Origin of the sequence: Actinoalloteichus spitiensis RMV-1378 (assembly GCF_000239155.1) — a bacterium.
Lineage (GTDB): Bacteria > Actinomycetota > Actinomycetes > Mycobacteriales > Pseudonocardiaceae > Actinoalloteichus_B > Actinoalloteichus_B spitiensis.
In genome coordinates this window covers 1-21468 of record NZ_AGVX02000180.1, presented here as the reverse complement: position 1 = coordinate 21468, position 21468 = coordinate 1, and the positions used below count along the sequence as shown (strand labels likewise).

The following is a 21468-nucleotide window of genomic DNA, read 5'->3' as shown; positions in this document are numbered from 1 at the left end:
CAGGCAGACACCAACACCACCAGCCCCAGGGCTGCTCCCCACACACCCACACCCCTGCGCCTCATGCCCCATCCTCTCCCAGCCGGTGGAACCCGGCTGCGGTCTGTTCATCCGCGGCCTGAGTACGCCGGGCACTGGCTCGGATGGCCGCCGCCAACTCCGTCAACGCCTCGATGTACAGCTCGAGATTCTCCGCAGCGGACTGCGGCGTCCCGGCCGCGCTGAGCTTGGTCTGCGCGGACATCTGCAGGGCCACCGGGCTCGAACCGAGGGGGACGTGCTGATCCAGCGTGCGGACTCGGTTCCGCCGGTCCTTCGCTCTTACGGCTATCGCGTCGATCTTGTTCGCCATCGATTCGGCGCTCTCCGGGTCGATCGACACCTTGCCGGCGGCAGCGGCCGCGCTGAACCGTCCGATGCTGCCCATCATCTTGCCGGTCTCGGGCATGGCCGCTGGCTGCGTGCCCCCACCGCCATCCTCGATGTACATCAGATCTCCCTCCACAAGCACCGCCACGGCCGAAACTACCAACACCGGCACCGGCAATCCGGCCGTTCGAGCCACGCTACCCACCGTCGGCCCAACCCGTCCGGCCGGATGGAGGGCGCACGAATCCCCTCGAGATCCCGGACCGCCGCCCAGAAAGGCGAGACGCTGCGTACGGACACCCGGGCAACCGGGGGATGAACCCGCCCAGGATCAGAACTGGTAGTAGAGGAAGGGGCTGAAGGTGCCGGTGGCGACGAGGATGGCCGCGTAGCAGAGGCCGGCGGTGACGACGGCGACGCGCAGCACCGCCGCTGGCCGGGTGCGGGCCGACTCCAGGTAGGGGCCGGTCACGCTCCGGCCGGGCAGCAGGAACACGGTGGCGGCCAGCACCAGGATCAACAGCCGTTGGTTGCTGAGCGCCGACTCCACGTCGTAGGTGAGCCCGGACAGGTCCGGCAGGACCATGTTGCCCAGCACGTTGAGCGCTGACGCGAGGTCGGGTGCCCGGAACACGACCCAGCCCGCCGTCACGAGGAGCATGGTCAGGATCCGGCGGCCAACGAGTGCGGCCGTCCCGCCGGGGCCCCGGTCCCAGCCCAGGGCTCGTTCGGCGACCAGCAACGCGCCGTGGAACAGGCCCCACACGACGAAGGTCCAGTTCGCGCCGTGCCAGACCCCGGTGAGCAGGAAGATGATCCACAGGTTGCGGTAGGTCTTCCGCTTGCCACCCCTGTTCCCCCCGAGGGGGATGTAGACGTAGTCGCGGAACCACCGGGAGAGCGACATGTGCCAGCGGCGCCAGAACTCGGTGACGGTCACCGAGGAGTAGGGCCGGGCGAAGTTCTCCGGCAGCCGGAACCCGAGCATCCGGGCCAGGCCGATGGCCATGTCCGAGTAGCCGGAGAAGTCGAAGTACAGCTGGAGCGTGTAGGTGATCGCTCCGAGCCACGCGACGGCGAAGGTCATCTCCTCGGCCGGCGTGGCGAAACAGGCGGCGGCGACAGGGGCGAGGGAGTCCGCGACCACGGCCTTCTTGGTGAGGCCGAGCGCGAACCGGGGTAAGCCCGCCGCGATGTCGTCGAGCCGGTGGGTGCGCCGCTGCGGGAGCTGGTCGGCGATCTCGTGGTAGCGCACGATTGGCCCCGCCACCAGCTGCGGGAACATCGAAATGTAGGTGACGAACGACACCGGGTCCCGCAGTGCCCGCCGCTCACCCCGGTAGATGTCGACCACGTACGAGATGTGGTGGAAGGTGTAGAAGGAGATGCCGATGGGCAGGGCCAGCTCGACCACCGGGGTTTCCAGGCCGAACCACCCGGCGAGCACCGCGGCCTGCTCGGTGAGGAACCCGGCGTACTTCCACACGAACAGGATGGACACGTTCAGCGTGATGACGCCGATCAGCATCCACCGCTTCCTGGCGCGCCCCAGGTCCCACTCGTCCGGTTCGAGGGCGGGCGCGACCAGGTAGTTCACCGCGATGCAGACCAACAGCAACAGCGTCGTGCCACCGGCCCCGCTCGCGTAGAACAGCAGGCTGGCGACGGCGACGACGCCGTTGCGCCATCCTCGGGGCGCGATGAGCAGCACCGCGAGGACGGCGGGCATGAAGTACCAGAGAAAGAGCGGGCTGGCGAACGACATGACTCCCCCAGGTCTGTGCCGTGGCCGGGAGGAGTGGGGTCAGCGCAGCCGGCGGCGCCGGGCGACCTCCGCGAGGAGCACGCCGGCCGCGACGGAGGCGTTCAGCGACTCCACGCCGGCGGCCATCGGGATCGACACGGTGGCGTCGCAGTTCTCCCGGACCAGCCGGGACAGCCCCCGGCCCTCGGATCCGACCACGACCACCAGCGGGTCGGTGGCCAGGCTCAGGTCGTCGAGCTCGACCGACCCGTCCGCGTCCAGCCCCACGACCATGAGTCCCTGCTTCGCCCAGTCCTTGAGGGTCCTGGTCAGGTTGGTCGCCATCGCGACGGGGATGCGGGCGGCGGTGCCGGCACTGGTGCGCCAGGCCACGGCCGTCATCCCCGCACTGCGGCGCTGCGGGATGACCACGCCGTGCGCCCCGAAGGCGGCGGCGGAGCGGATGACCGCGCCGAGGTTCCTCGGGTCGGTGACACCGTCCAACGCGACCAGCAGCGGGGGGAGCCCGGTGTCCTGGGCGGCGGTGAGCAGGTCGTCGGGGTGGGCGTAGTCGAACGGCGGCACCTGGAGCGCGAGCCCCTGGTGCAGGGCGCCCTGAGTGATCTTGTCCAGCTCGGTGCGAGCGACCTCCAGCACCGAGATGCCCCGCTCAGCGGCCCGACCGACCGCGTCCCTGACCCGGTCGTCGGCGTCGATCCCCAGCGCGACGTAGAGCGCCGTCGCGGGAACACCCGCGCGCAGGCACTCCGCCACCGGGTTGCGGCCCGCGATCGTCTCCGGCTGGTTGCTCGCGGCCCTCGCGCGTTGCTGCCGGGCCGCTTCCTGACGCTTCGCGGCGTCCGCCCGCTTCTTGGCGGGGTGGTTGGGGCGCATCACGGCGGGCGGAGTCGGGCCCTTGCCCTCCAGCCCCTTGCGCCGCTGCCCGCCGGAGCCGACCACCGCGCCCTTCTTGGTGCCCGGCTTGCGCATCGCGCCACGGCGCTGGGAGTTGCCTGCCATCAGTTGGTGCCCTTCAACGTCCAGACCGGTCCGTCCGGTCCGTCCTCGACAGCCACGCCGACGGCCAGCAGTCGGTCCCTGATCGCGTCGGCGGTGGCGAAGTCACGCTCCTCCCGGCTGCGCTGCCGCTCGGCGAGCAGCTGTCCGACCAGCGCGTCCAGCGCGGCCGTCGCCGGGAGTTCCGAGGCCTCGGCGTTGCCCCACCGGGGGTCGAGAGGATCAAGCCCGAGCACCTGCAACATCCAGCGTACTGCCCCGGCCTGCTCCGCGAGGGCCTGCCGTTCGGATTCGCCCTCGGAGCGCAGCTGGTTGCCGTGCCGGACCTGGTTGTGGATGATCGCCAACGCCTTCGGCACGTTGAGGTCGTCGTCCATCGCCTCGGCGAACTCGCCGCGCTGCCGTGGCAGGGCGTCGGCGGCGAGGGCGGGGTCGAGCTGCCCGGCGGCGCGCACCGCGCGGCGGACGAAGGTCTCGATGCGCTGGTAGGCGGTGGCCGCCTCCCGCAGGGCCTCGTGCTGGAACTCCAGGGTGGAGCGGTAGTGGGCGGTCAGCAGGTAGTAGCGCAGTTCCGGTGCCCGCACCTGCTCGAGGAGGACGGGGACGGCGAGGGTATTGCCCAGTGACTTGGACATCTTCTCCCCGCCCAGGGTCACCCAGTTGTTGTGCAGCCAGTACCGCGCGAAGGGGTCGCCGGCCGCCGTCGACTGGGCCAGCTCGTTCTCGTGGTGCGGGAAGACCAGGTCGGTGCCGCCGCCGTGGATGTCGAACTGGGCCCCGAGGTAGTAGGTGGCCATGGCGGAGCACTCCAGGTGCCAGCCGGGCCGGCCGGGACCCCAGGGGGTGGGCCACGAGGGTTCACCGGGCTTGGCGGCCTTCCACAGGGTGAAGTCGCGGGGGTCCCGCTTGCCCTCGGCCGCGGTCTCGCCCTGCTGCATCTCGTCCAGCCGTTGACCTGACAGCGCACCGTAGTCGGGGCAGCTGGTGACCGAGAAGTAGACGTCTCCGGCCGCGGCGTAGGCGTGGCCGCGCTCGATCAGCCGTTCCATCAGCTCGATCATCTGCGTGACGTGGCCGGTCGCCCTCGGTTCGATGGCGGGTCGGAGGCAGTTGAGGGTGTCGTAGGCGTCCTGGAAGGCGCGTTCGTTCCTGGCGGCCCACTCCCACCACGGAACGCCGGCCGCCTCGGCCTTGCGCAGCACCTTGTCGTCGATGTCGGTGACGTTGCGCACCATCGTCACCCGGTAGCCGCCCGCCTCCAGCCAGCGGCGCAGCACGTCGAAGTTCAGCCCGCTGCGGAGGTGGCCGATGTGGGGTGTGCCCTGCACCGTGGCCCCACAGACGTACATCGACACGGCCCCCTCGGTGAGGGGACGGAACTCCCTGGTCGTGCGGGTGCCGGTGTCGTGCAGGCGCAGGCTCACAGCCGAGATGGTACGGAAGCAACGCCCGGAAGCCGGTCACGGGGCGCGGTGGGCACCCGCTCGGTGGGGGCGGGCCGGAGCGGGGCGGGCGAGCTCCGGGTGCCGTCCCGGGCGGCCCGCCGCCGTCATGATCGCCTAGGCGACGACGGTCTCGTCAAGGAGACCCCGGTCACGCAGCGCCCGCAGCAGGGCGTCCGGCCGTTCGGCGACCGGAAGCGGTTCCACGAGCTGGAAGTCGCAGCCCAGGGCGGCGGCGGCGCCGTCCGCCTCCTCGCTGTCCCCGATCATCAGCGTCCGCCCGGCGGGCAGGCCCAGCCGGTCACAGGCGGTGCGGAACAGGCGGAGGTCCGGTTTCGCCGCGTTCTCGACGTAGGAGAGCACGTAGGCGTCCACCAGGTCCGCCACGCCGAGCCGGGCGAAGGAGGCGCGGATGTCCCACGCGATGTTGCTGACCACCGCCACCTTGGTCCCCCGGTCGTGCAGGGCGCGCAGTACGACCTCGGTGTCCGGGTAGGGGCGCCAGTGGGCCGGGTCGAGCATCAGCTCGTACACGTGCTCCGCGTGGGCGGTGGAGACCCCGGCACCGCGCATGATCTCCACGTAGACCAGTCGGTGCAGCTCCGGTTCGAGGTCCCGCCGTTCCCAGGCGTGTTGGAGACCGGCGGGCAGGCCTGCTCCGGGGCCCGTCGGGGCGATCAACGCGCGCAGCAGGCGGTCCTGCGCCGCCGAGTCCATGATCAGCCCGGGGTCCCCGATCGAACCGTCGAACCAGGACCCGTCCTGCTCCAACCGGAACAAGGTTCCCGAGAAGTCGAAGAGCACCCCGTCGATCGCCATGTCACCCACCCTAAGCCGGCGGCGGGCGGCGGTCACGCTCCTGTCACGGCCGTCCCACGGCCGAACCTGGCCGAATCCCGCGTTCGCTCCCCAGGGCCGCGGCGCCGTTCACCGCTCGGGGACCAGCAGCGCGGTGGCGATCGCCGCGATGCCCTCGCCCCTCCCGGTCAGGCCGAGGCCGTCAGTGGTGGTCCCGGTGACGCTCACCGGACCACCCACCGCCTCGGAGAGCACCCGTTGGGCCTCCGCCCGGCGGGGGCCGACGCGGGGAGCGTTGCCGATCACCTGCACGGCCGCGTTGCCGAGTCGGAAACCCGCACCGGCCGCCAGGGACCTCGCCTCCGCCAGGAACTCGACGCCGTGGGCTCCGGCCCAGCGCTCGGAGTCGGTGCCGAACACGGCGCCGAGGTCTCCGAGCCCGGCGGCGGAGAGGACGGCGTCGCAGAGCGCGTGCGCGGCCACGTCGCCGTCCGAGTGGCCCGCGCAGCCGTCGACCCCCTCCCACAGGAGACCGGCGATCCAGCAGGGCCGGCCGGGGAGCACCGGGTGGACGTCGGTGCCGAGGCCCACCCGGGGCAGCAGGTCACTCACCGCTGGTCGCGCTCCGTTCTGGTGCGTGGTCTCCCCCGGTCGCCTCGGCGAGGGCCTCGGCGACCACCAGGTCGAGGGGAGTAGTGATCTTGAACCCGTGGGGGTGCCCGGGGACGGTGAGCACCTTCTCGCCACGGCGCTCGACCAGGCCGGCGTCGTCGGTCGCGCCCGGCCCGGCGACGAACCGCCCCGAGCGGGACGCGCCTTCGGGTGCCTCCCCCTGGGTGGCGCGAGCGGCGAGGCCGTGCGCCCGCAGCAGCACGTCGACCGCGAAGGCCTGCGGGGTCTGGGTCAGCCTCAGCAGGGAGCGGTCGGGGGTGTGGCGGACGAAGCCGGTGGCGTCGACCTCCTTCACGGTGTCCGCGAGCGGCAGCACCGGGGTGACGGCTCCGGCCCCGGCCCGGACCGTGTCGACCACCGACCGAATCACCGAGGTCGGCATGAACGCCCGCGCGGCATCGTGGACCAGGACCACGCTGGTGTCCGGCAGGGCAGTGAGCGCGGCGCCCAGCGCCAACCGGACCGAATCGGACCGGGTCCCGCCTCCCGCGACGACGTCCACCGCCCGCCCGAACGGCGCGAGCAGGTCGGACACCTCGCTCAGCTGGTGTTCGGGTGCCGCGACGACGACCCGGTCCACACAACCGGACTCGACCAGGGCGCGGACCGCCCTGACCAGCAGGGGTTCCCCGGCGACGACCACCAGGGCTTTCGGGCGGCCAGCACCCAGCCGGACGCCGTGTCCCGCGGCGGGCACCAGTGCGACGACGCTCACGACGACCGCCGTCCCTTGACGCGTTCTTCCACTAGCAACGACTCCACAGAAAGCCCGCCGCACGCGGCTCCGCCACCGACCGGCGGCGGACGGCCGGTACGTCGAGCCCCTCCCGCAACGCGGGAGCCGGCGCGTCGGCCGGCCCCCGTTCCCGGTCGCGGAACGGATCCGACGTCGCGGAGGTCCGTGGGGGTTCAGGAAGCGGTCGCGAGGACCTCGTCGAGCAGCGTCTCCGCCTTGCCTTCGTCAGTGCCCTCGGCGAGAGCCAGCTCACTGACCAGTATCTGCCGCGCCTTGGCCAACATGCGCTTCTCGCCGGCCGACAGGCCCCGGTCCTTCTCGCGCCGCCACAGATCACGCACCACTTCGGCAACCTTGTTCACGTCGCCGGACGCGAGCTTCTCCAGGTTGGCCTTGTACCGCCGGGACCAGTTGGTCGGCTCCTCGGTGTGCGGAGCACGCAGCACCTCGAACACCCGGTTCAGCCCTTCCTGCCCCACGACGTCCCGCACACCGACGATTTCGGCGTTGTCGGCGGGGACGCGCACCGTGAGGTCGCCCTGGGCTACCTTGAGAACGAGGTACTGCTTCTCCTCGCCCTGAATTACTCGGGTTTCGATTGCTTCGATGAGAGCGGCACCGTGGTGCGGGTAGACGACGGTCTCTCCGACCTTGAAAACCATGTGTCCTCTGCCCCTTTCGCTTCGCCCATCTTAACACGGGACACAAGCTGACCCCGAGCAGCCAGCGAACCCTTGTTGCAGGTCAGGGGCCGTGCGCGGGGTTGACAAATCCCCGACCGCCATGCATGTGACGCCCCTTTCCCCACCTGTTGATCTAGGCTGGCACACCGAACGGGTGGACGCGCGCCCCTGTTGGGATCTGGTTGTGAGTGACCGGTGGGCCTTGGATAGGCTGCCGACACGTCAGCTACCGCCACGGACATGCACCGCAGTCCCGGTCAGAGGGAGGACCGCACGTGACAGGCGCACCGAAGGCACCAGGAGTCGGAGGCGCCGGCAGGACGCTCCCGTCCCGCACGCGTCGCGTCGGCATGCTCCCCGCCGCGTTCGGCCTGGGCGCGGCCCTGCTGCTCACCGGGTGCAGCGCCGGCCAGATCACCCAGACCAGCTCGCAGGTGCCCGTGATCGCGGGCGCCGACGCGGACGCGGGGACGATCGCGGTCCGCGACGCCAAGCTGACCTTCCCCACCGAGCAGGACCCGCCCGCCTACCCGGCGGGATCGGACGCCCCGGTCTCGGTCACGATCGTCAACCGGGGCACCGACGCCGACACCCTGCTGTCGGTGACGTCCCCGTCCGCGGAGTCGGTGACGGTCGAGGGCGACACCACGCTGCCGGCCGGCACCAAGCTGGTCGCGACGGGCCTGGGCGCGGAGTCCGAACTGGCGGTTCCCGGCGCCGGGGAACCCGAGGCCGGTGAGCTGACCCAGCCGGCCCCGGAGACGGACGCCGCCCAGTCGGGCCAGGACGCCGCCGACATCGGCGTGTTCTCCCTCACCCTCGTCGGCCTGCACAACGAGGTCCACCCGGGGGTGAACGTGGAACTGGTGTTCGAGTTCGAGAACGCCGGGCCGCTGAGCCTCCAGGTACCCGTGGGCGAGGACCCGGAGCCGGCCGTCCGGGGCGACTGAGCCCTCCCCCACCGCCGGCTGGTCCGCGCCTGGCGGTGTGACGGCCGGGGCCGTGCGATCCCTGGAGCGGAGGTCGGCGCGGGCCCGCCGCTCTGGGGTGCGGCACCCTCCCGTGGCCGGGTCCGTCGGGTGGCTGTCCTACCTTGCAGGTCGTGGCGACCAAGAACACCAGGGCCTCCCGCCCCCGGCACCGGTGCGCCGAGTGCGGCCACGAGGTGGCCAAGTGGCTGGGACGGTGCCCCGAGTGCCAGGCCTGGGGCAGCATCGGCGAGATGCCCGCCGCTCGCACGAGCGGAGTGAGCGGGGCGGGCCGTCTCGCCGCCGGGGCACCCTCGACGCCGGCGAGACCGATCGTCGAGGTCGACGTCGAGTCGAGCAGGGCCCGCCCCAGCGGGGTTCCGGAGCTCGACCGTGTCCTGGGCGGTGGCCTTGTCCCCGGGGCGGTCGTGCTGCTCGCCGGGGAACCGGGCGTCGGGAAGTCCACGCTCCTGCTTGAGGTGGCCCACCAGTGGGCCGCGAACTCCGACGAGCCCGCCCTGTACGTCACCGGCGAGGAGTCCGCCGGTCAGGTGCGGCTCAGGGCGGAACGCACCAACAGCCTGCACCACCGGCTCTACCTCGGCGCCGAGAGCGACCTGTCGGCCGTTCTCGGGCACGTCGAGGCGGTGCGCCCCGGACTGCTCATCGTCGACTCGGTCCAGACGATGCAGTCTCCGGAGGCTGACGGCAGCCCGGGTGGGATGACCCAGGTCCGGGCCGTCACGGTGGCGCTGACGGCGATGGCCAAGGAACGGGGGGTCCCGGTGGTCCTCGTCGGCCACGTGACCAAGGACGGGTCCGTGGCCGGTCCCCGGGTGCTGGAGCACCTGGTCGACGTCGTGCTGCACTTCGAGGGCGACCGCCACTCGACGCTGCGGATGATCCGGGGGGTGAAGAACCGGTTCGGGGCGGCGGACGAGGTCGGCTGCTTCGAACTGCGGGACGACGGCATCATCGGCCTGCCCGACCCGTCCGGCCTGTTCCTCAGCGACCGCGAGGTCACGGTGCCGGGCACGGCCGTCACCGTCGTCGTGGAGGGCAAACGGCCGTTGCTCGCCGAGGTCCAGGCCCTGGTCGCCGCCTCCACGCTGGCCACCCCCCGTCGGGCGGTCAGCGGACTGGACTCCGCTCGGGTGTCGATGATCCTCGCCGTCCTGGAACGGCGCGGCCGGGTCCGGCTCGGCGACGCCGACGTCTTCACCGCCACGGTGGGTGGGATGAAGGTGACCGAACCGGCGGCGGACCTGGCGCTCGCGCTGGCCGTGGCCTCGGCCAAGGCCGATGTCGCCCTGCCCTCCGACCTCGTGGTGCTGGGTGAGGTCGGACTGGCCGGGGAGGTCCGCCGGGTCACGGGGCTGGGGCGGCGACTGGCCGAGGCCGGGCGGCTCGGCTTCCGGCGGGCCCTGGTGCCGCCCGACTCGGGGCGGGTTCCGGAGGATGTCGCGGTCACCGAGGTGCCCCACCTCGGTGCGGCGCTGGCGGCGCTCCGGGACGCGGCGCAGGGCTGACGGCGGTGTGCGCGGCGTGCCGGGCCGGGCCGGCGCCTCGGCGACCCCGGCTCAGCCCTCGGCGTTGTCCTCGCCCTCGCGCCGCCGGCGTCCGAAGGTAAGCCCGGACCCCACCGCGAGGGCCAGGGCGGCGACGGTGAGCAGCGGGAGGAACCGCAGCAGCCCGCCGTCCCCACCGTCGGAGGCGTGGTCGACGAAGCGGTGGGGTTGGTCGCCGGCGCCCTGCGTCCCCTCCACGGCCCGGGGTTCGGCGTACTGGGCCGCCGCGGACCCTCCGGGGGCGGCGTGGTCCTCCGGGGGCGGCGCGTTCCCCGGCCCCACCACGGTGAGCGTGCCGGTGGTGGGTTGGGACAGCACGCTGTCCACCTCCTGTTCGACGCTCACCGTCCTCGTGCCGTCCGGCAGCGGTTCGACGGGTGTGACCGACCAGTGCCCGTCGCGGCCGACGGTGGCGACGCCCACGACGTGCCCGTCCACCGAGACGGACACGTCGGCTCCGGGCGTGCCGGTGCCGGCGATCACCGGGCGGTTGTCGGTGGTCTGCCAGCCGGTGACCGGCGCGCTGATCTCGGGTTCCGGCGGTGAGACCACGAAGGAGGTCATGACGAGGCCGGACTGCCACTCGGTCCCGTTGGGGGCGGTCCAGAACTGGGAGACGGCCAGTTCGTACCGGCCGAGTGGCAGTTCCTCCTCCGCGTCGATGCGCCACGACCCGTCCGCTTCCGCGACCGTGGTCGTCCGGCTCCCCCGGTGCTCGACGGTCACCTCGGCGCCGGGCTTCGCCGTGCCGATCAGGGGCAGCAGCCGGTCGGTGTGCCGGGATCCGTCTTCCGGGAACGTGACGACCGGGGTCCTGAGCTGGGGTTCGTCCGGATCGAGGTAGGCGGGGACGCCGTCGCCGTTCTCGTCGCGGACCTCGGTGGGGTCGTCGGCGAGCTCGATGTGGTCCGGGACCCCGTCCCCGTCGCTGTCGTCGGCGGTCGTCAGGATGCGCAGCTCGTCGCCGTGCGCCGGCAGGACGTTGGTCGCCAGGGGCTGGGCGTAGCCGGCGGTGCTCGTCACCCCGCCGGCGGCACAGCCGTGGTCGCCGGGTGTGGTCGAGCCGGCGGAGTGCAGACCGACGGCCGCCGTCCCGGACAGGACCGGAGCGCCGCTGTCGCCGGAGGCGGTGCAGGCGTCGTGCCGGAAGGTCAGCTGGTGGTGGCGCCCCCCGGCGAAGTCGTCCACCCGGACGTCCACCTCCACCGCGTCGATGGTGCCGCACTCCCATCCGGACGCCTGACCGACCACGCACACCGGCATGCCCTCGATGGGTGCGGCGACCGTCTCCACGGGCAGGGTGTCACCTCGCGCGTCGGTGACCCCGGGTCGCATCGGGTACCTCGGGTCGGTGATGCGGACCACGGCGTGGTCGTGGCCGTGCCCGCCTCCGGTGATGCTGTCCCAGAAGACGGCCTCGAAGACGCCGATCAGGCTGTCGTCCCGTTGGCTCCTGACCTGCCGGGCGTTGCCGTGCCCGCAGTGGCCGGCGGTGAGGGAGGTGGCGCGGCCTCCGGCGTCGAGCGCGTTGAACCCGAGCGAGCAGGGCCGCCCGGGGCCGCCGTCCTCCCGGCGGGCGGTGATGCCCTCCCACCCGAACAGGTCGAGCTGGGGGTGGGGCCGGTGATCGGCGTACCTGACGCCGACCCGGACGTCGTCCTCGGGTGCCCGGGCCGCGAGCTCCCGCCCGGCCGGGCTGTCGACGACGGTGAGCTCGACGCTGCTGGTCCTGGAGCTGACGCCGACGGCGTGGACCAGTGCCTCCTGGGCCGAGGGCAGTCCGCTCACCCAGTCCCGGACGCGGTCGGCGGCCTCGGCCAGCCTGCGCACGTCCAGCCCCCGCAGGTGCGTCCGCGCTCCGGCCGCCCGCGCGGTTTCGGCTGCGGCCTGGCTGGTGACCGCCACGTTCAGCCCACCGTCGTCCGGGTCGAACCAGGCGCCGCCGAACTGGTCACCGAGTGCGTCCCGCAGGTCGTCAGCGATCTCCGCCGCCGCGGCCGCGCGCCCGGCGTTCAACGCGTAGGACCGGGGGTCGGTGTCCAGGTCCCGGCGGATCGCCTCGGCCAGCCCGGCCGGGTAGCTGGCCGCCTGCTCGCGCGCCCTCGTCGTCGCCGTCGTGCCCTCGGTGGCGAGGACCGTCGGTTCGCTCTCGCCCGCGCGCGCGACCGGCTCGTCGATCGTGGTCGCCGCCCCGAGGGACGCGGCGGTCAGGAGGACGAGCAGCCGGGCGGTGAAGCCGCTTCTCGCTCTCACCGCGTCCGGCCCGGTTCAGGGGCGTTTCCCCGGTTGGGCGACATAATCGCGAAGCTAGCGCGGGTGGCGGTGCGCGACCGGCGTGGGGAGCGAAAAGACGCTGAACGGTGTTCGGCTCGTTAGCTTTCGCATGCGAAAAGCACACAACGCCGTGACCTGCGGAGTTATGTGCGGTTCGCGAGTGGGCGGAGGCGGCGGCGGGAGCCTGGGGTCATGGCAGGAGCCGGAACGGGACCGGGTCGCCCACGAGCTCCCCCAGGCGGGGGACCAGGAGGTAGTCGCCCGCCGGCACCTGGTGCCGGTCAGGGGGACAACCCGGTTCCGATGTCCGTCCCGCCCAGGTGATCTCGAACCTCAGCTCCTCACCGGGGTCGAGCACGGGGACCTCGGGCTGGTTCGCGGAGTAGCAGTGGTTGCTGGACCACAGGACCGTGCGCTGGTCCGCCGTGGTGACGGTCAGTTCGCGGAGCTCCCGGTTGACGTCCCGCGCGCACGGCACGGTCCCCTCGTTGGCGACGAGCAGCCCGAGGACCGGCCGTTGACCGACCCGGTGCTCGGGCCCGGAGCTCTCCGCGCGCACGGAGATCGCCTCGTCCGGGCACACGGGCGGGGGTCCGGGCGGGGGCGAGGAGGACGCCGCTATCGCGCTGGTCCCGGTCCCGGGACGGGCGGTGCCGGACGCGTCGCCCTCCCGCTCGTCCCCGGGGTCGGTGGAGCGGCTGGGCGGGGGGCTGGTGCTGGCCGCCGTGGTGGGGCCGGCGGTCCCGGGGCGGGGGACGTCGCCAGCGGCCTTCGCCGGGTCCCGCTCGTGCGACGCGGCCCGGTCGGTGTCCTCGCCGCCGGAGGCGGCGGCGACCGCCCAGAGCGCCAGGACCACGACCAGGACTGCGCCACCGAGCGCGACCAGGCGACGACGCCAGTACACGGTGGGGGGCAGGGGGCCGGTCGGGTGGATCACGCGTCCGACGGTAACCCGATCACTACTCCAGGTGGAGCAATGGCCGTTCGTTCGCCCACGCGTGTCGTCTGACCCGTTTTCGGGGTGGTCGAACTCAACCCTGGTTCGGCCACGGGGTGCCCGTCGGGCACCGGCTCCGCGCTGGTGCCCGTGCGGATGACCACCCCCCGTCCTCCCCGGGCCGGGGCACTGCCAGGATCAGACCGCCATGAGAAGCCAAGAGCTGTCGCCGGACACCGTCCTCGCCTGGTTCGACGTCCACGCCAGGGACCTGCCCTGGCGTGATCCGGACACGAGCGCGTGGGGCGTGCTGGTGAGCGAGATCATGCTCCAGCAGACACCGGTCTCCCGGGTGGAACCCGTGTGGCTCAGCTGGATGGCGCGCTGGCCACGGCCGTCGGACCTGGCCGCCGAGACCCAGGGCGAGGTCGTCCGCGCCTGGGGCAGGCTCGGCTACCCCCGGCGAGCGTTGCGGCTGCACGCCGCGGCGACCGAGATCGCGGACCGGCACGACGACGTCGTGCCCTCGGACGTGGACGTCCTGCTGGGGTTGCCCGGGATCGGGGCGTACACGGCGCGGGCGGTCGCCGCGTTCGCCTACGGTCGGCGCACGCCCGTCGTCGACACCAACGTCCGGCGGGTGGTCGCCAGGGCGGTGCACGGCGCGGCCGACGCCGGCCCGCCGTCGACCACGCGGGACCTGGCCGACGTGGCGGCGCTGCTTCCCACCGCCGAGGCGAGGGCGGCCCGGTACTCGGCGGCGTTGATGGAGTTGGGGGCGATCGTGTGCACCGCGCGGTCGCCGAAGTGCGCCGACTGCCCCGTCCTCTCGGACTGCGCCTGGCAGCGGGCCGGTCGCCCCGCCTACACCGGGCCGGCGAAGGCGGTGCAGCGGTTCGCGGGAACCGACCGCCAGGTGCGGGGTCTGCTGCTGGACGTGGTGCGCGGGTCCGACCGCCCGGTGGAGCGTCACCGGCTGGACCTGGTGTGGGCGGACGCGGGCCAACGGGACCGCTGCCTGGACAGCCTGCTCGTCGACGGGCTGGTGGAACAGACCGACGAGGGCCTGTTCGCGCTGCCGGGCGAACACTGAGAACGCCCGCCCCGTCGGTCACCGCAGGGTCCCGGCCGGGCGACCGCGCCGTCACCAGGTCGGTTCCCTCGCCGTTCGGGTGAGTTCACCGACCCAGCCCCCGGGGGCCGCCCCCGTCGGGGCACACTGCGGCTCGTGGCGGAGGCACTGGTGTTCTACTTCGACGACGAGGCCGAACGGGCCATCCGGGTGTTGTGGGAACGGCTGGAACGCGCCGGGGTGCCCAGTCTCGCGCGGCTGGGCCACGGGCAGCACCGGCCGCACCTGACCCTTGCGATGGGGGCCGGCTTCCCAGGGCCGGTCCGACGGGAACTCGCCAGGGAACTGAACCGGATCCACCTGCCCGACCTGTGGCTGCACACGGTGGGAACCTTCACGACCAGCGAGGACGTGCTCATGCTCGGCGCGATGGTGGACGTCGAACTGCTCGCGGTGCACTCCGCCGTCCACGACGTGCTCGCCGGTGGCGTGAAGCAGCCCTCCGCGTACTACCTGCCCGGTTCGTGGGTCCCGCACTGCACACTGGCGATGGGGATCACCGGCGACCAGCTGGTGACGGGGTTCGCGGCCCTACGCCCGGTGCCCGCGATCCACGCCAGGATCAGCGGGGTGGGGATCGTCGACACCGTCAGCGGAAAGGTATCGACGCTCCTCACGAGGTGACGGGCGGGCGCCGGACGCCGCGGGAGCGCCCACCGAGCCCGGAGATCCGGCGCCGCCGACCAGCAACCCCGGGTACGGTCGTGGCATGGCAGTCGTGAAGATCAACGCGATCGAGGTCCCCGAGGGTGCCGGCCCGGAGCTGGAGAAGCGGTTCGCGGCCAGGGCCGGCGCGGTCGAGAAGGCTCCCGGTTTCCTCGGCTTCGAACTGCTCCGCCCGGTCAGCGGGGACACCAGGTACTTCGTCTACACCCGGTGGGAGACGGAGGAGGACTTCCAGGCCTGGGCCGGGGGGCCGGCGAAGGCGGCGCATGCCGGGGAACGGGCCAAGCCGGTCGCGAGCGGGGCGGACCTCCTGGAGTTCGAGGTGGTCCAGCACGTGGAACCCTCCTCCGGGCAGGGATGAACCAGGACGACCTGCACCGCGCCGCCGAGCTCCTGCGCGGTGCCGAGGCGCTGCTGGTCTGCGCGGGGGCCGGCATCGGCGTGGATTCCGGCCTCCCGGACTTCCGGGGTGACGAGGGGTTCTGGCGCGCCTACCCGCCCTACCGCCGCCTCGGTTTGAGCTTCGTCGAGCTGGCCGACCCGGTCCACTTCGACGCCGACCCGGAACTCGCGTGGGGCTTCTACGGTCATCGCCTGGACCTGTACCGCTCGACCCTGCCGCACGCGGGGTTCGGCGTGCTGCGGTCCTGGGGCGCGGACCTGCTCGGGGGCGTCCGGGTCTTCACCTCCAACGTCGACGGGCAGTTCCAGCGGGCCGGTTTCCCGGCGGACGAGGTCGTCGAGTGCCACGGCTCGATCCACCACCTCCAGTGCGGTGTCCCGTGCGGGCCGCACGTGTGGCCGGCGGACGATGTGCGGCTCACCGTGGACGCGGAGACGATGCGAGCGTCGTCCCCGCTCCCGACCTGCCCTCGGTGCGGCGCGGTGGCCCGCCCGAACATCCTGATGTTCGGTGACGGCGCCTGGCTCGGCACCCGGACCGAGGCGGTGATGTCCGAGTACGTGCGGTGGCGGCGCGAGCTCCGCCGCGCCCGGCTCGTCGTCGTGGAGGTCGGCGCGGGCACCGCCGTTCCGACCGTTCGGCGTCAGGCCGAACTCGCCAGCGCGGCGGATGGCGCCCTGGTGCGCGTCAACCCCAGGGAGGCGGAGGTGCGGCACGGCCGGGGTGTGTCCCTGCCGGGTCCGGCCCTCGAGACCCTCCTGGCGCTCGACGACCTCCTGGGGTGAGGGAGCGTCCCCCGGCCCCGTCCCCTCCCGGGACGTCCTGTCCTGCCCGCCCCGCGCCGCCAGCCGAGCGGCCCCGTCACGGCCGGCGTTCCCGTCGCGCAGCGGCGGTCAGGGCTGGCGCCCGGGTAGCCTGCGTGCACCGCCCCGGTGCGCCGCACCACCGCGCGGGGGCGGGGACCGTGGTCCCGTTCCGCTTACCCCGAGTCACCGCCTCCCGCTCGCCTGCTCCTGAAGCCGTCACCCAACTAGGTGACGGCCAGCGTGGTCGTCGCTCGCTCGGTCCGGGGAAGGACGGTGACAGCGGGCTGTGCGCGATCCGTCAGCGCCTGGGGGCATCGTGGCGGACGAACACCCAAGGGGAGGAAAGCATGTCGTATGCGATCCAGGCCGAAGGCCTGGTGAAGCGGTACCGGGAGCACACCGCCCTCGCAGGGGTCGACCTGGCGGTGCCCGCCGGCAGCATCGCCGGCGTGTTGGGCCCGAACGGCGCGGGCAAGACGACCGCGGTCCGGATCCTCGCGACCCTGCTCCGCCTGGACGGGGGGCGGGCGTCGGTCGGGGGCTTCGACGTCAGCCGGCAACCGGTCAGCGTCCGGGAGATCATCGGCCTCACCGGGCAGTACGCGGCGCTCGACGAGGAGATGACCGGGCTGGAGAACCTCGCTCTCATCGGACGCCTGTTGAACATGAGCCGGCGCTCGGCACGGGCCCGGGCGAAGGAGCTGCTGGACCAGTTCGAGCTGTCCGATGCCGGTGGGCGGCCCGCCAAGGGCTACTCGGGGGGGATGCGCCGGCGGCTCGACCTCGCGGCGAGCCTGGTCGGTCGTCCCCAGGTGCTCTTCCTGGACGAACCGACCACCGGTCTCGACCCGCACAGCCGCAACCAGGTCTGGTCGCTGGTCCGGTCGCTGGCGGACGAGGGGGTGACGGTGCTGTTGACCACGCAGTACCTGGAGGAGGCCGACCGGCTGGCCGACCGCATCACCGTCATCGACCAGGGCCGGGTGGTCGCCGAGGGGCGGGCGGACGAACTCAAACGGAGGACGGGGGGCCAGTCGCTCCAGGTACGCACGAGCCTGCCTGTCGACATGGACACCGTCGCCGGCATCCTGACCGAGCTGGTCGGCCGGGCACCGCACCGTGACGAGGAGAGCAACCTCCTCACCGTGCCGGTGGAGGACCCCGTCGTGCTGTCCACGCTGGTCCGCAGGCTCGACGCCGCCGGGGTCGTCGCCGACGAGCTGGCGCTGCGCCTGCCGAGCCTCGACGACGTGTTCCTGGCGCTGACCGGGAGGACGACCGACACCGAGGAACGGCCCACCGCGGCCCCGGCGAAGGAAGGAAGTCTGGCATGAGCACCGCTGCCGTGGCCCCCGCCCGTTCCGGCTCCCGTCCCGGGAACATGGTCAGGCATGGCCTGGTCCTCGCCGGTCGCAGCGTCGGCAAGATCCGGCGGTCGCCGGAAACCCTGCTCGACGTCACCCTCCAGCCGATCCTGATGCTGCTGATGTTCGTCTACCTCTTCGGTGGGGCGATCGCGGGGAGCACGGACGCCTACCTCCAGCTGGTCCTGCCCGGGTTGATGGTCATGATCGCCCTGACCGCCAGCCTCGGGACCGGGTTCGCGTTGAGCCAGGACATCTCCAAGGGAGTGTTCGACCGGTTCCGCAGCCTGCCGATCGCCCGGTCCGCCCCGCTGGTGGGCGCGGTGCTCGGGGACATCGTCCGGTACGCGGTCTCGCTCGCCGTGCTGCTGGGGTTCGGGATGCTGCTCGGTTTCCGCGCGACCACCGACCCGGTCTCGGTGCTGCTCGCGGCACTGCTGGTCATCGCGTTCGGCCTGTCGATCTGCTGGCTGTCGGTGCTGCTCGCGATGCTGGTCCGCAGCCCGCAGGCCGTGATGGGCATGTCGATGGTCGTGATCTGGCCGCTGATGTTCGGCAGCAACATCTTCGCGCCCACCGAGACCATGCCCGGGTGGCTCCAGGCGTGGGTGAACATCAGCCCCATCACCCAGCTGTCGGACACCGCTCGCGGGCTGATGATCGGCGGGGAGGTCGCCGGGCCGTTGGTGGCATCGCTGCTGTGGATGGCCGGCCTGCTGCTGGTGTTGTTCCCCGCCGCGTCCTGGGCCTACCGGCGGCGCCTCAGCCAGGGCTGAGCAACGGCCGGGCCTCCCCGGGTCCGGGGCTGGGAGCGTCGGGCAGCGGGCCCGGCCTCCTGGCCCTCCGGAGCACCTCCTCGGCCTCCGCCTGGCTGAGGCTGGCGGTCGACCAGAAGTGGTGCCGCCACTCGTCGTCCGACAACGCGGCCCGCACCCCGTCCCGCACGCGGCGCAGGTCGGGATTGCCCTCGTCCAGGGTTCCCCGCAGCGCGTGCGACACCCCCAGCAGCCGGGCGGCTCCCTCCGGATCGCCGGCCTGCAGCGCCACGTCGGCGTGGACCTCGGCGGCGAGGGAGACGATCGGGAGTTCGTAGGGGCGGGAGAAGCGGGTCAGCACCTCGTCGGCGGCGGCCCTGGCCGCGGTCAGCCTGCCCTCCCGCAGCTCCAGCATCGCCTCCTCGAGCAGCACCAGGCCGTGGAACTGCTGGGAGAGCTCGTGCCGCTGGCCCCGCAACCGCTCCCTGGCCATCGCCAGTTCCTCCCGCGCCTGGACGTGGTGTCCCCGGTAGCGGTGCACCTGCGCGAGCAGACAGCGCGCTCCGGGTTCCAGGCTGGGACGTCCAGCCCGGAGCGAGGCGTGCAGCTGCTCGCGGATCTCCCGTTCCCCCTCGTCGAGCTGGCCGGCGCGAACCTTCTCCTGGGCCATGCACTGCCGCACGTGGACGATGTCGGGCTCAGCGCCGAGTTCCGTGACCAGCGCCAGGATGTCCTCGCCGGTGCGCAGCACCGCTTCGTGGTCCCCTTCGAGGGACTGCTGGACGAGCTGGGTGAACAACGCCCGGCTGGTTCCCCAGCGGTCACCGACGGCGGTGAGGGCCCGCACCACCTCGTCGATCGCCCCTCTGATGTCCTCGAACCGCCCCTCGATCTCCAGCAGCAACAGCCGGTTCAGCTGGCTGATGGCCCGTGCCCAGGGATCCGGTGAAGCGGAAGCGCTCGCCATGCTCGCCCGTGCCGCCTCCGGCCGCCCGGCGTAGAGGGCGAGCGTCAGCTCGATCATGGCCAGGACGGGGTAGCGCAGCATCGCCTCCGTCTCCCGGCAGGCCCGGTGCAGCCCGGCCCAGTCGAACCCCGCCGTGTCGGTGAACGTCGTCCGGAGGACGGCGTGGATCGCGTGGAGCGCCGCGCGGGCGGCGGGCGTCTGCTCGTTACCCGTCTCCTCGACGACCCGGAGGATCTCCGCCACCCGGGCGGCGGCCTCCGTCTCGTGGGCGAAGAGCCACCAGTACCAGCTCAGGGCGGTGCCGAACTCGAGCGCGAGACCCGCCTCGCGTGTCTCCACCGCCCAGCGGAGCGCCGCGTGCAGGTTGTCGTGTTCGGCGTGGATCGTCGCGATCGCCGTGAGCTGGTCCTGGCCCCGCAGCAGGCCGTCGGCCCACTGGGCGAGGCGGAGGTGGTGCTCGGCGTGCGCCGCCCGCAGCCGCCGGTCCTCCCCGGCCTCGCGCAACCGCTCCGCCGCGTAGGCGCGGACCGTCTCCAACATCCGGTACCGGCTGCGCCCGGCGTGGTCGTCGACGATGTCGACCAGCGACTTGTCCACCAGCGAGGTGAGCAGGTAGAAGATGTCCTCGGCTGGCAGGTCCTCGCTGGCGCAGATCTCCGTGACCGACTCGACGGTGGCGGAGTTGGCGAACACCGCGAGCCGCCGGGCCAGCACCCGCTCCGGCGGCAGTAGCAGATCCCAGCTCCACTCCACGACGGCGCGCAGCGTGCGGTGCCGGGGTAACGCGGAGCGGGCGCCGGCGGCGAGCAGGCGGAACCGGTCGTCCAACCGGTCGACGAGTTGGCGGAGGGTCATCGACCGCAGCCTGGCGGCGGCGAGTTCGATCGGCAGCGGGAGGCCGTCGAGCCGGCGGCACACGTCAGCGACCACCTCGACGTTCTCGTCGGTCAGGCGGAACCCGTGCGACACGGCCGCTGCCCGGTCGGCGAAGAGCCGGACCGCCGGCGCCTGGCGGATCTCGGCGTCGCCCGCCCTGTCGGGCGGAAGGCCGAGGGATCCGATCTGGCACAGGGCCTCGCCGGGCACGACCAGGGCTTCCCTGCTGGTGGCGAGCACCCGGAGCTGGGGGCACCGGGCGAGCAGGTCCGCGACGAGCGGGGCGACCGCGTCGACCAGGTGCTCGCAGTTGTCCAGCACCAGCAACGACGGCCGGCTGGCGAGCACGTCGACCAGTTCGACGATGGGTTGCCGCCAGCCCGCCTGCGCGGGCAACAACGCGGTCCTGCGGACGTCGAGGGCGTAGACCAGGGCGTCCATCAACTCGGCCGGGTTGCCCACCGGGGCGAGTTCCACGAAGACGACCTCGCCAGGGTCTCCCCGGCCGTCCGGGCCCGAGGAGGAGCCTGGAGCGCCGAGCGCTCCGACGAGCTCCGTCGCCATCCGTGTCTTCCCCGCACCGCCCGGCCCGACGAGGGTGACGAGCCTGGACCGGTCGAGGAGCCCGAGGGCGACGCCGAGCTCGGCCTCCCGCCCGACGAAGCTCGTGACGGGCGCGCGCGGCCCACCACGCCACCGCCGTGCCTCGGGTGGGCGCGGGGAGGACGGCTCCTCCGCGGTTGGCGGGGGGTGGGCTCCGGCGGTCCCGCCGCCGGGGCGGTTCGCCCTCAGCAGGCGGAGGTGCAGGCTCCGCAGGGCGGGTGCGGGGTCGACTCCGAGCTCCTCGGCGAGGGTGCGGCGGAGGCGGTCGTAGGCGGCGAGGGCGTCGGCCAGCCGGCCGACCGCCGCGAGGGCCTCGATGAGCACGCCCGCCAGCCGCTCGCGCAGTGGCCACTCACGAGCCAGCGGCTCCAGCCTGTCCACCACCTCGGCGAGATCCCCGAGGGCGAACCGGGCCTCGGCCCAGTCCTCGGTGAGGGTGAGGTGGCTCTCGACCAGCCGGTGCCGGGCCTCCTCGACGAACGGCAGCGGCGGGAGGTCGGCCAGGGGTCGGCCGCGCCAACGCCTCAGCGCTTCGGTGAGACTCCGGGCGGCCGCGGCCGTCTCCCCGGCCCTGGCCTCCGCCCGGCCCCGGACGGCGAGCTGTTCGACACCGAGGACGTCCACGTCGGCGGGGTCCAGGTCGAGCCGGTAGCCGGCTGCCGCCGACCGGAGTGCCTCCGCCGCCCCG

19 protein-coding genes are annotated in these 21468 nt (G+C 73.0%); 8 read left to right on the top strand and 11 right to left on the bottom strand.

What is annotated here, in order from left to right; all coding sequences use genetic code 11:
• Positions 1-61 precede the first annotated feature (61 nt).
• The 8 genes from ACTIDRAF_RS0209400 to ACTIDRAF_RS0209365 form a co-directional block, all read right to left on the bottom strand.
• Positions 62-490: a hypothetical protein gene (locus tag ACTIDRAF_RS0209400; protein WP_083886187.1), complete on the bottom strand. Its 429-nt coding sequence runs from the start codon at positions 488-490 to the stop codon at positions 62-64.
• 210 nt (positions 491-700) lie between these two features.
• Positions 701-2134, bottom strand: a complete 1434-nt coding sequence (locus ACTIDRAF_RS0209395; RefSeq protein ID WP_016698483.1) for an MBOAT family O-acyltransferase — start codon at positions 2132-2134, stop codon at positions 701-703.
• A 39-nt stretch (positions 2135-2173) separates the two neighbouring features.
• On the bottom strand, positions 2174-3133 hold the full coding sequence (gene rlmB, locus ACTIDRAF_RS0209390) for a 23S rRNA (guanosine(2251)-2'-O)-methyltransferase RlmB (RefSeq protein ID WP_026065931.1): 960 nt from the start codon (positions 3131-3133) through the stop codon (positions 2174-2176).
• Positions 3133-4554, bottom strand: coding sequence for a cysteine--tRNA ligase (gene cysS, locus ACTIDRAF_RS0209385; protein WP_016698481.1), 1422 nt, complete (start codon positions 4552-4554; stop codon positions 3133-3135). Before cysS ends, rlmB begins: the two co-directional genes overlap by 1 nt.
• Positions 4555-4689: 135 nt before the next feature.
• Positions 4690-5391, bottom strand: a complete 702-nt coding sequence (locus ACTIDRAF_RS0209380) for an HAD family hydrolase (protein WP_026065930.1) — start codon at positions 5389-5391, stop codon at positions 4690-4692.
• 108 nt (positions 5392-5499) lie between these two features.
• Complete coding sequence (ispF, locus tag ACTIDRAF_RS0209375) at positions 5500-5982, bottom strand: 2-C-methyl-D-erythritol 2,4-cyclodiphosphate synthase (RefSeq protein WP_016698479.1); 483 nt, start codon at positions 5980-5982, stop codon at positions 5500-5502.
• Positions 5975-6757, bottom strand: coding sequence for a 2-C-methyl-D-erythritol 4-phosphate cytidylyltransferase (gene ispD / locus ACTIDRAF_RS0209370; RefSeq protein WP_016698478.1), 783 nt, complete (start codon positions 6755-6757; stop codon positions 5975-5977). The genes ispF and ispD overlap by 8 nt, the downstream gene beginning before the upstream one ends.
• A 194-nt stretch (positions 6758-6951) precedes the next feature.
• Positions 6952-7440: a CarD family transcriptional regulator gene (locus ACTIDRAF_RS0209365; RefSeq protein WP_016698477.1), complete on the bottom strand. Its 489-nt coding sequence runs from the start codon at positions 7438-7440 to the stop codon at positions 6952-6954.
• Between the two features lie 296 nt (positions 7441-7736).
• Between ACTIDRAF_RS0209365 and ACTIDRAF_RS28000 the strand changes: the two genes are divergently transcribed.
• A complete protein-coding gene (locus ACTIDRAF_RS28000) occupies positions 7737-8411 on the top strand; it encodes a copper chaperone PCu(A)C domain-containing protein (RefSeq protein ID WP_157162943.1) in 675 nt (224 codons plus the stop codon).
• A 152-nt stretch (positions 8412-8563) separates the two neighbouring features.
• Positions 8564-9958 (top strand): DNA repair protein RadA, encoded by a 1395-nt coding sequence (radA, locus tag ACTIDRAF_RS0209355; RefSeq protein WP_016698475.1) that lies wholly within the window; start codon positions 8564-8566, stop codon positions 9956-9958.
• Positions 9959-10009: 51 nt separating this feature from the next.
• Here radA and ACTIDRAF_RS0209350 read toward each other — a convergent pair whose 3' ends face one another.
• Positions 10010-12250 (bottom strand): Ig-like domain-containing protein, encoded by a 2241-nt coding sequence (locus ACTIDRAF_RS0209350; protein WP_016698474.1) that lies wholly within the window; start codon positions 12248-12250, stop codon positions 10010-10012.
• A gap of 211 nt (positions 12251-12461) precedes the next feature.
• A complete protein-coding gene (locus tag ACTIDRAF_RS27995) occupies positions 12462-13208 on the bottom strand; it encodes a hypothetical protein (RefSeq protein WP_016698473.1) in 747 nt (248 codons plus the stop codon).
• 208 nt (positions 13209-13416) lie between these two features.
• On the opposite strand from ACTIDRAF_RS27995, the gene ACTIDRAF_RS0209340 reads away from it, so the two are divergent.
• The 6 genes from ACTIDRAF_RS0209340 to ACTIDRAF_RS0209315 all read left to right on the top strand — a co-directional run bounded on the left by ACTIDRAF_RS0209340 (position 13417) and on the right by ACTIDRAF_RS0209315 (position 18355).
• Positions 13417-14301: an HhH-GPD family protein gene (locus ACTIDRAF_RS0209340; RefSeq protein WP_016698472.1), complete on the top strand. Its 885-nt coding sequence runs from the start codon at positions 13417-13419 to the stop codon at positions 14299-14301.
• 135 nt (positions 14302-14436) lie between these two features.
• Entirely contained in the window at positions 14437-14964 is a 528-nt protein-coding gene (locus ACTIDRAF_RS0209335; protein ID WP_026065929.1) for a 2'-5' RNA ligase family protein, read from the top strand.
• Between the two features lie 85 nt (positions 14965-15049).
• Complete coding sequence (locus ACTIDRAF_RS0209330) at positions 15050-15367, top strand: antibiotic biosynthesis monooxygenase family protein (protein WP_016698470.1); 318 nt, start codon at positions 15050-15052, stop codon at positions 15365-15367.
• On the top strand, positions 15364-16194 hold the full coding sequence (locus ACTIDRAF_RS0209325; protein WP_016698469.1) for an SIR2 family NAD-dependent protein deacylase: 831 nt from the start codon (positions 15364-15366) through the stop codon (positions 16192-16194). Before ACTIDRAF_RS0209330 ends, ACTIDRAF_RS0209325 begins: the two co-directional genes overlap by 4 nt.
• 368 nt (positions 16195-16562) lie before the next feature.
• Positions 16563-17549: a daunorubicin resistance protein DrrA family ABC transporter ATP-binding protein gene (locus ACTIDRAF_RS0209320; protein ID WP_016698468.1), complete on the top strand. Its 987-nt coding sequence runs from the start codon at positions 16563-16565 to the stop codon at positions 17547-17549.
• Positions 17546-18355 (top strand): ABC transporter permease, encoded by an 810-nt coding sequence (locus ACTIDRAF_RS0209315; protein ID WP_016698467.1) that lies wholly within the window; start codon positions 17546-17548, stop codon positions 18353-18355. The genes ACTIDRAF_RS0209320 and ACTIDRAF_RS0209315 overlap by 4 nt, the downstream gene beginning before the upstream one ends.
• Here ACTIDRAF_RS0209315 and ACTIDRAF_RS27990 read toward each other — a convergent pair.
• Positions 18342-21468, bottom strand: a 3127-nt coding sequence (locus ACTIDRAF_RS27990) for an ATP-binding protein (RefSeq protein ID WP_016698466.1), incomplete at its 5' end; no start/stop codon positions are given. The two genes, ACTIDRAF_RS0209315 and ACTIDRAF_RS27990, sit on opposite strands and share 14 nt — an antisense overlap.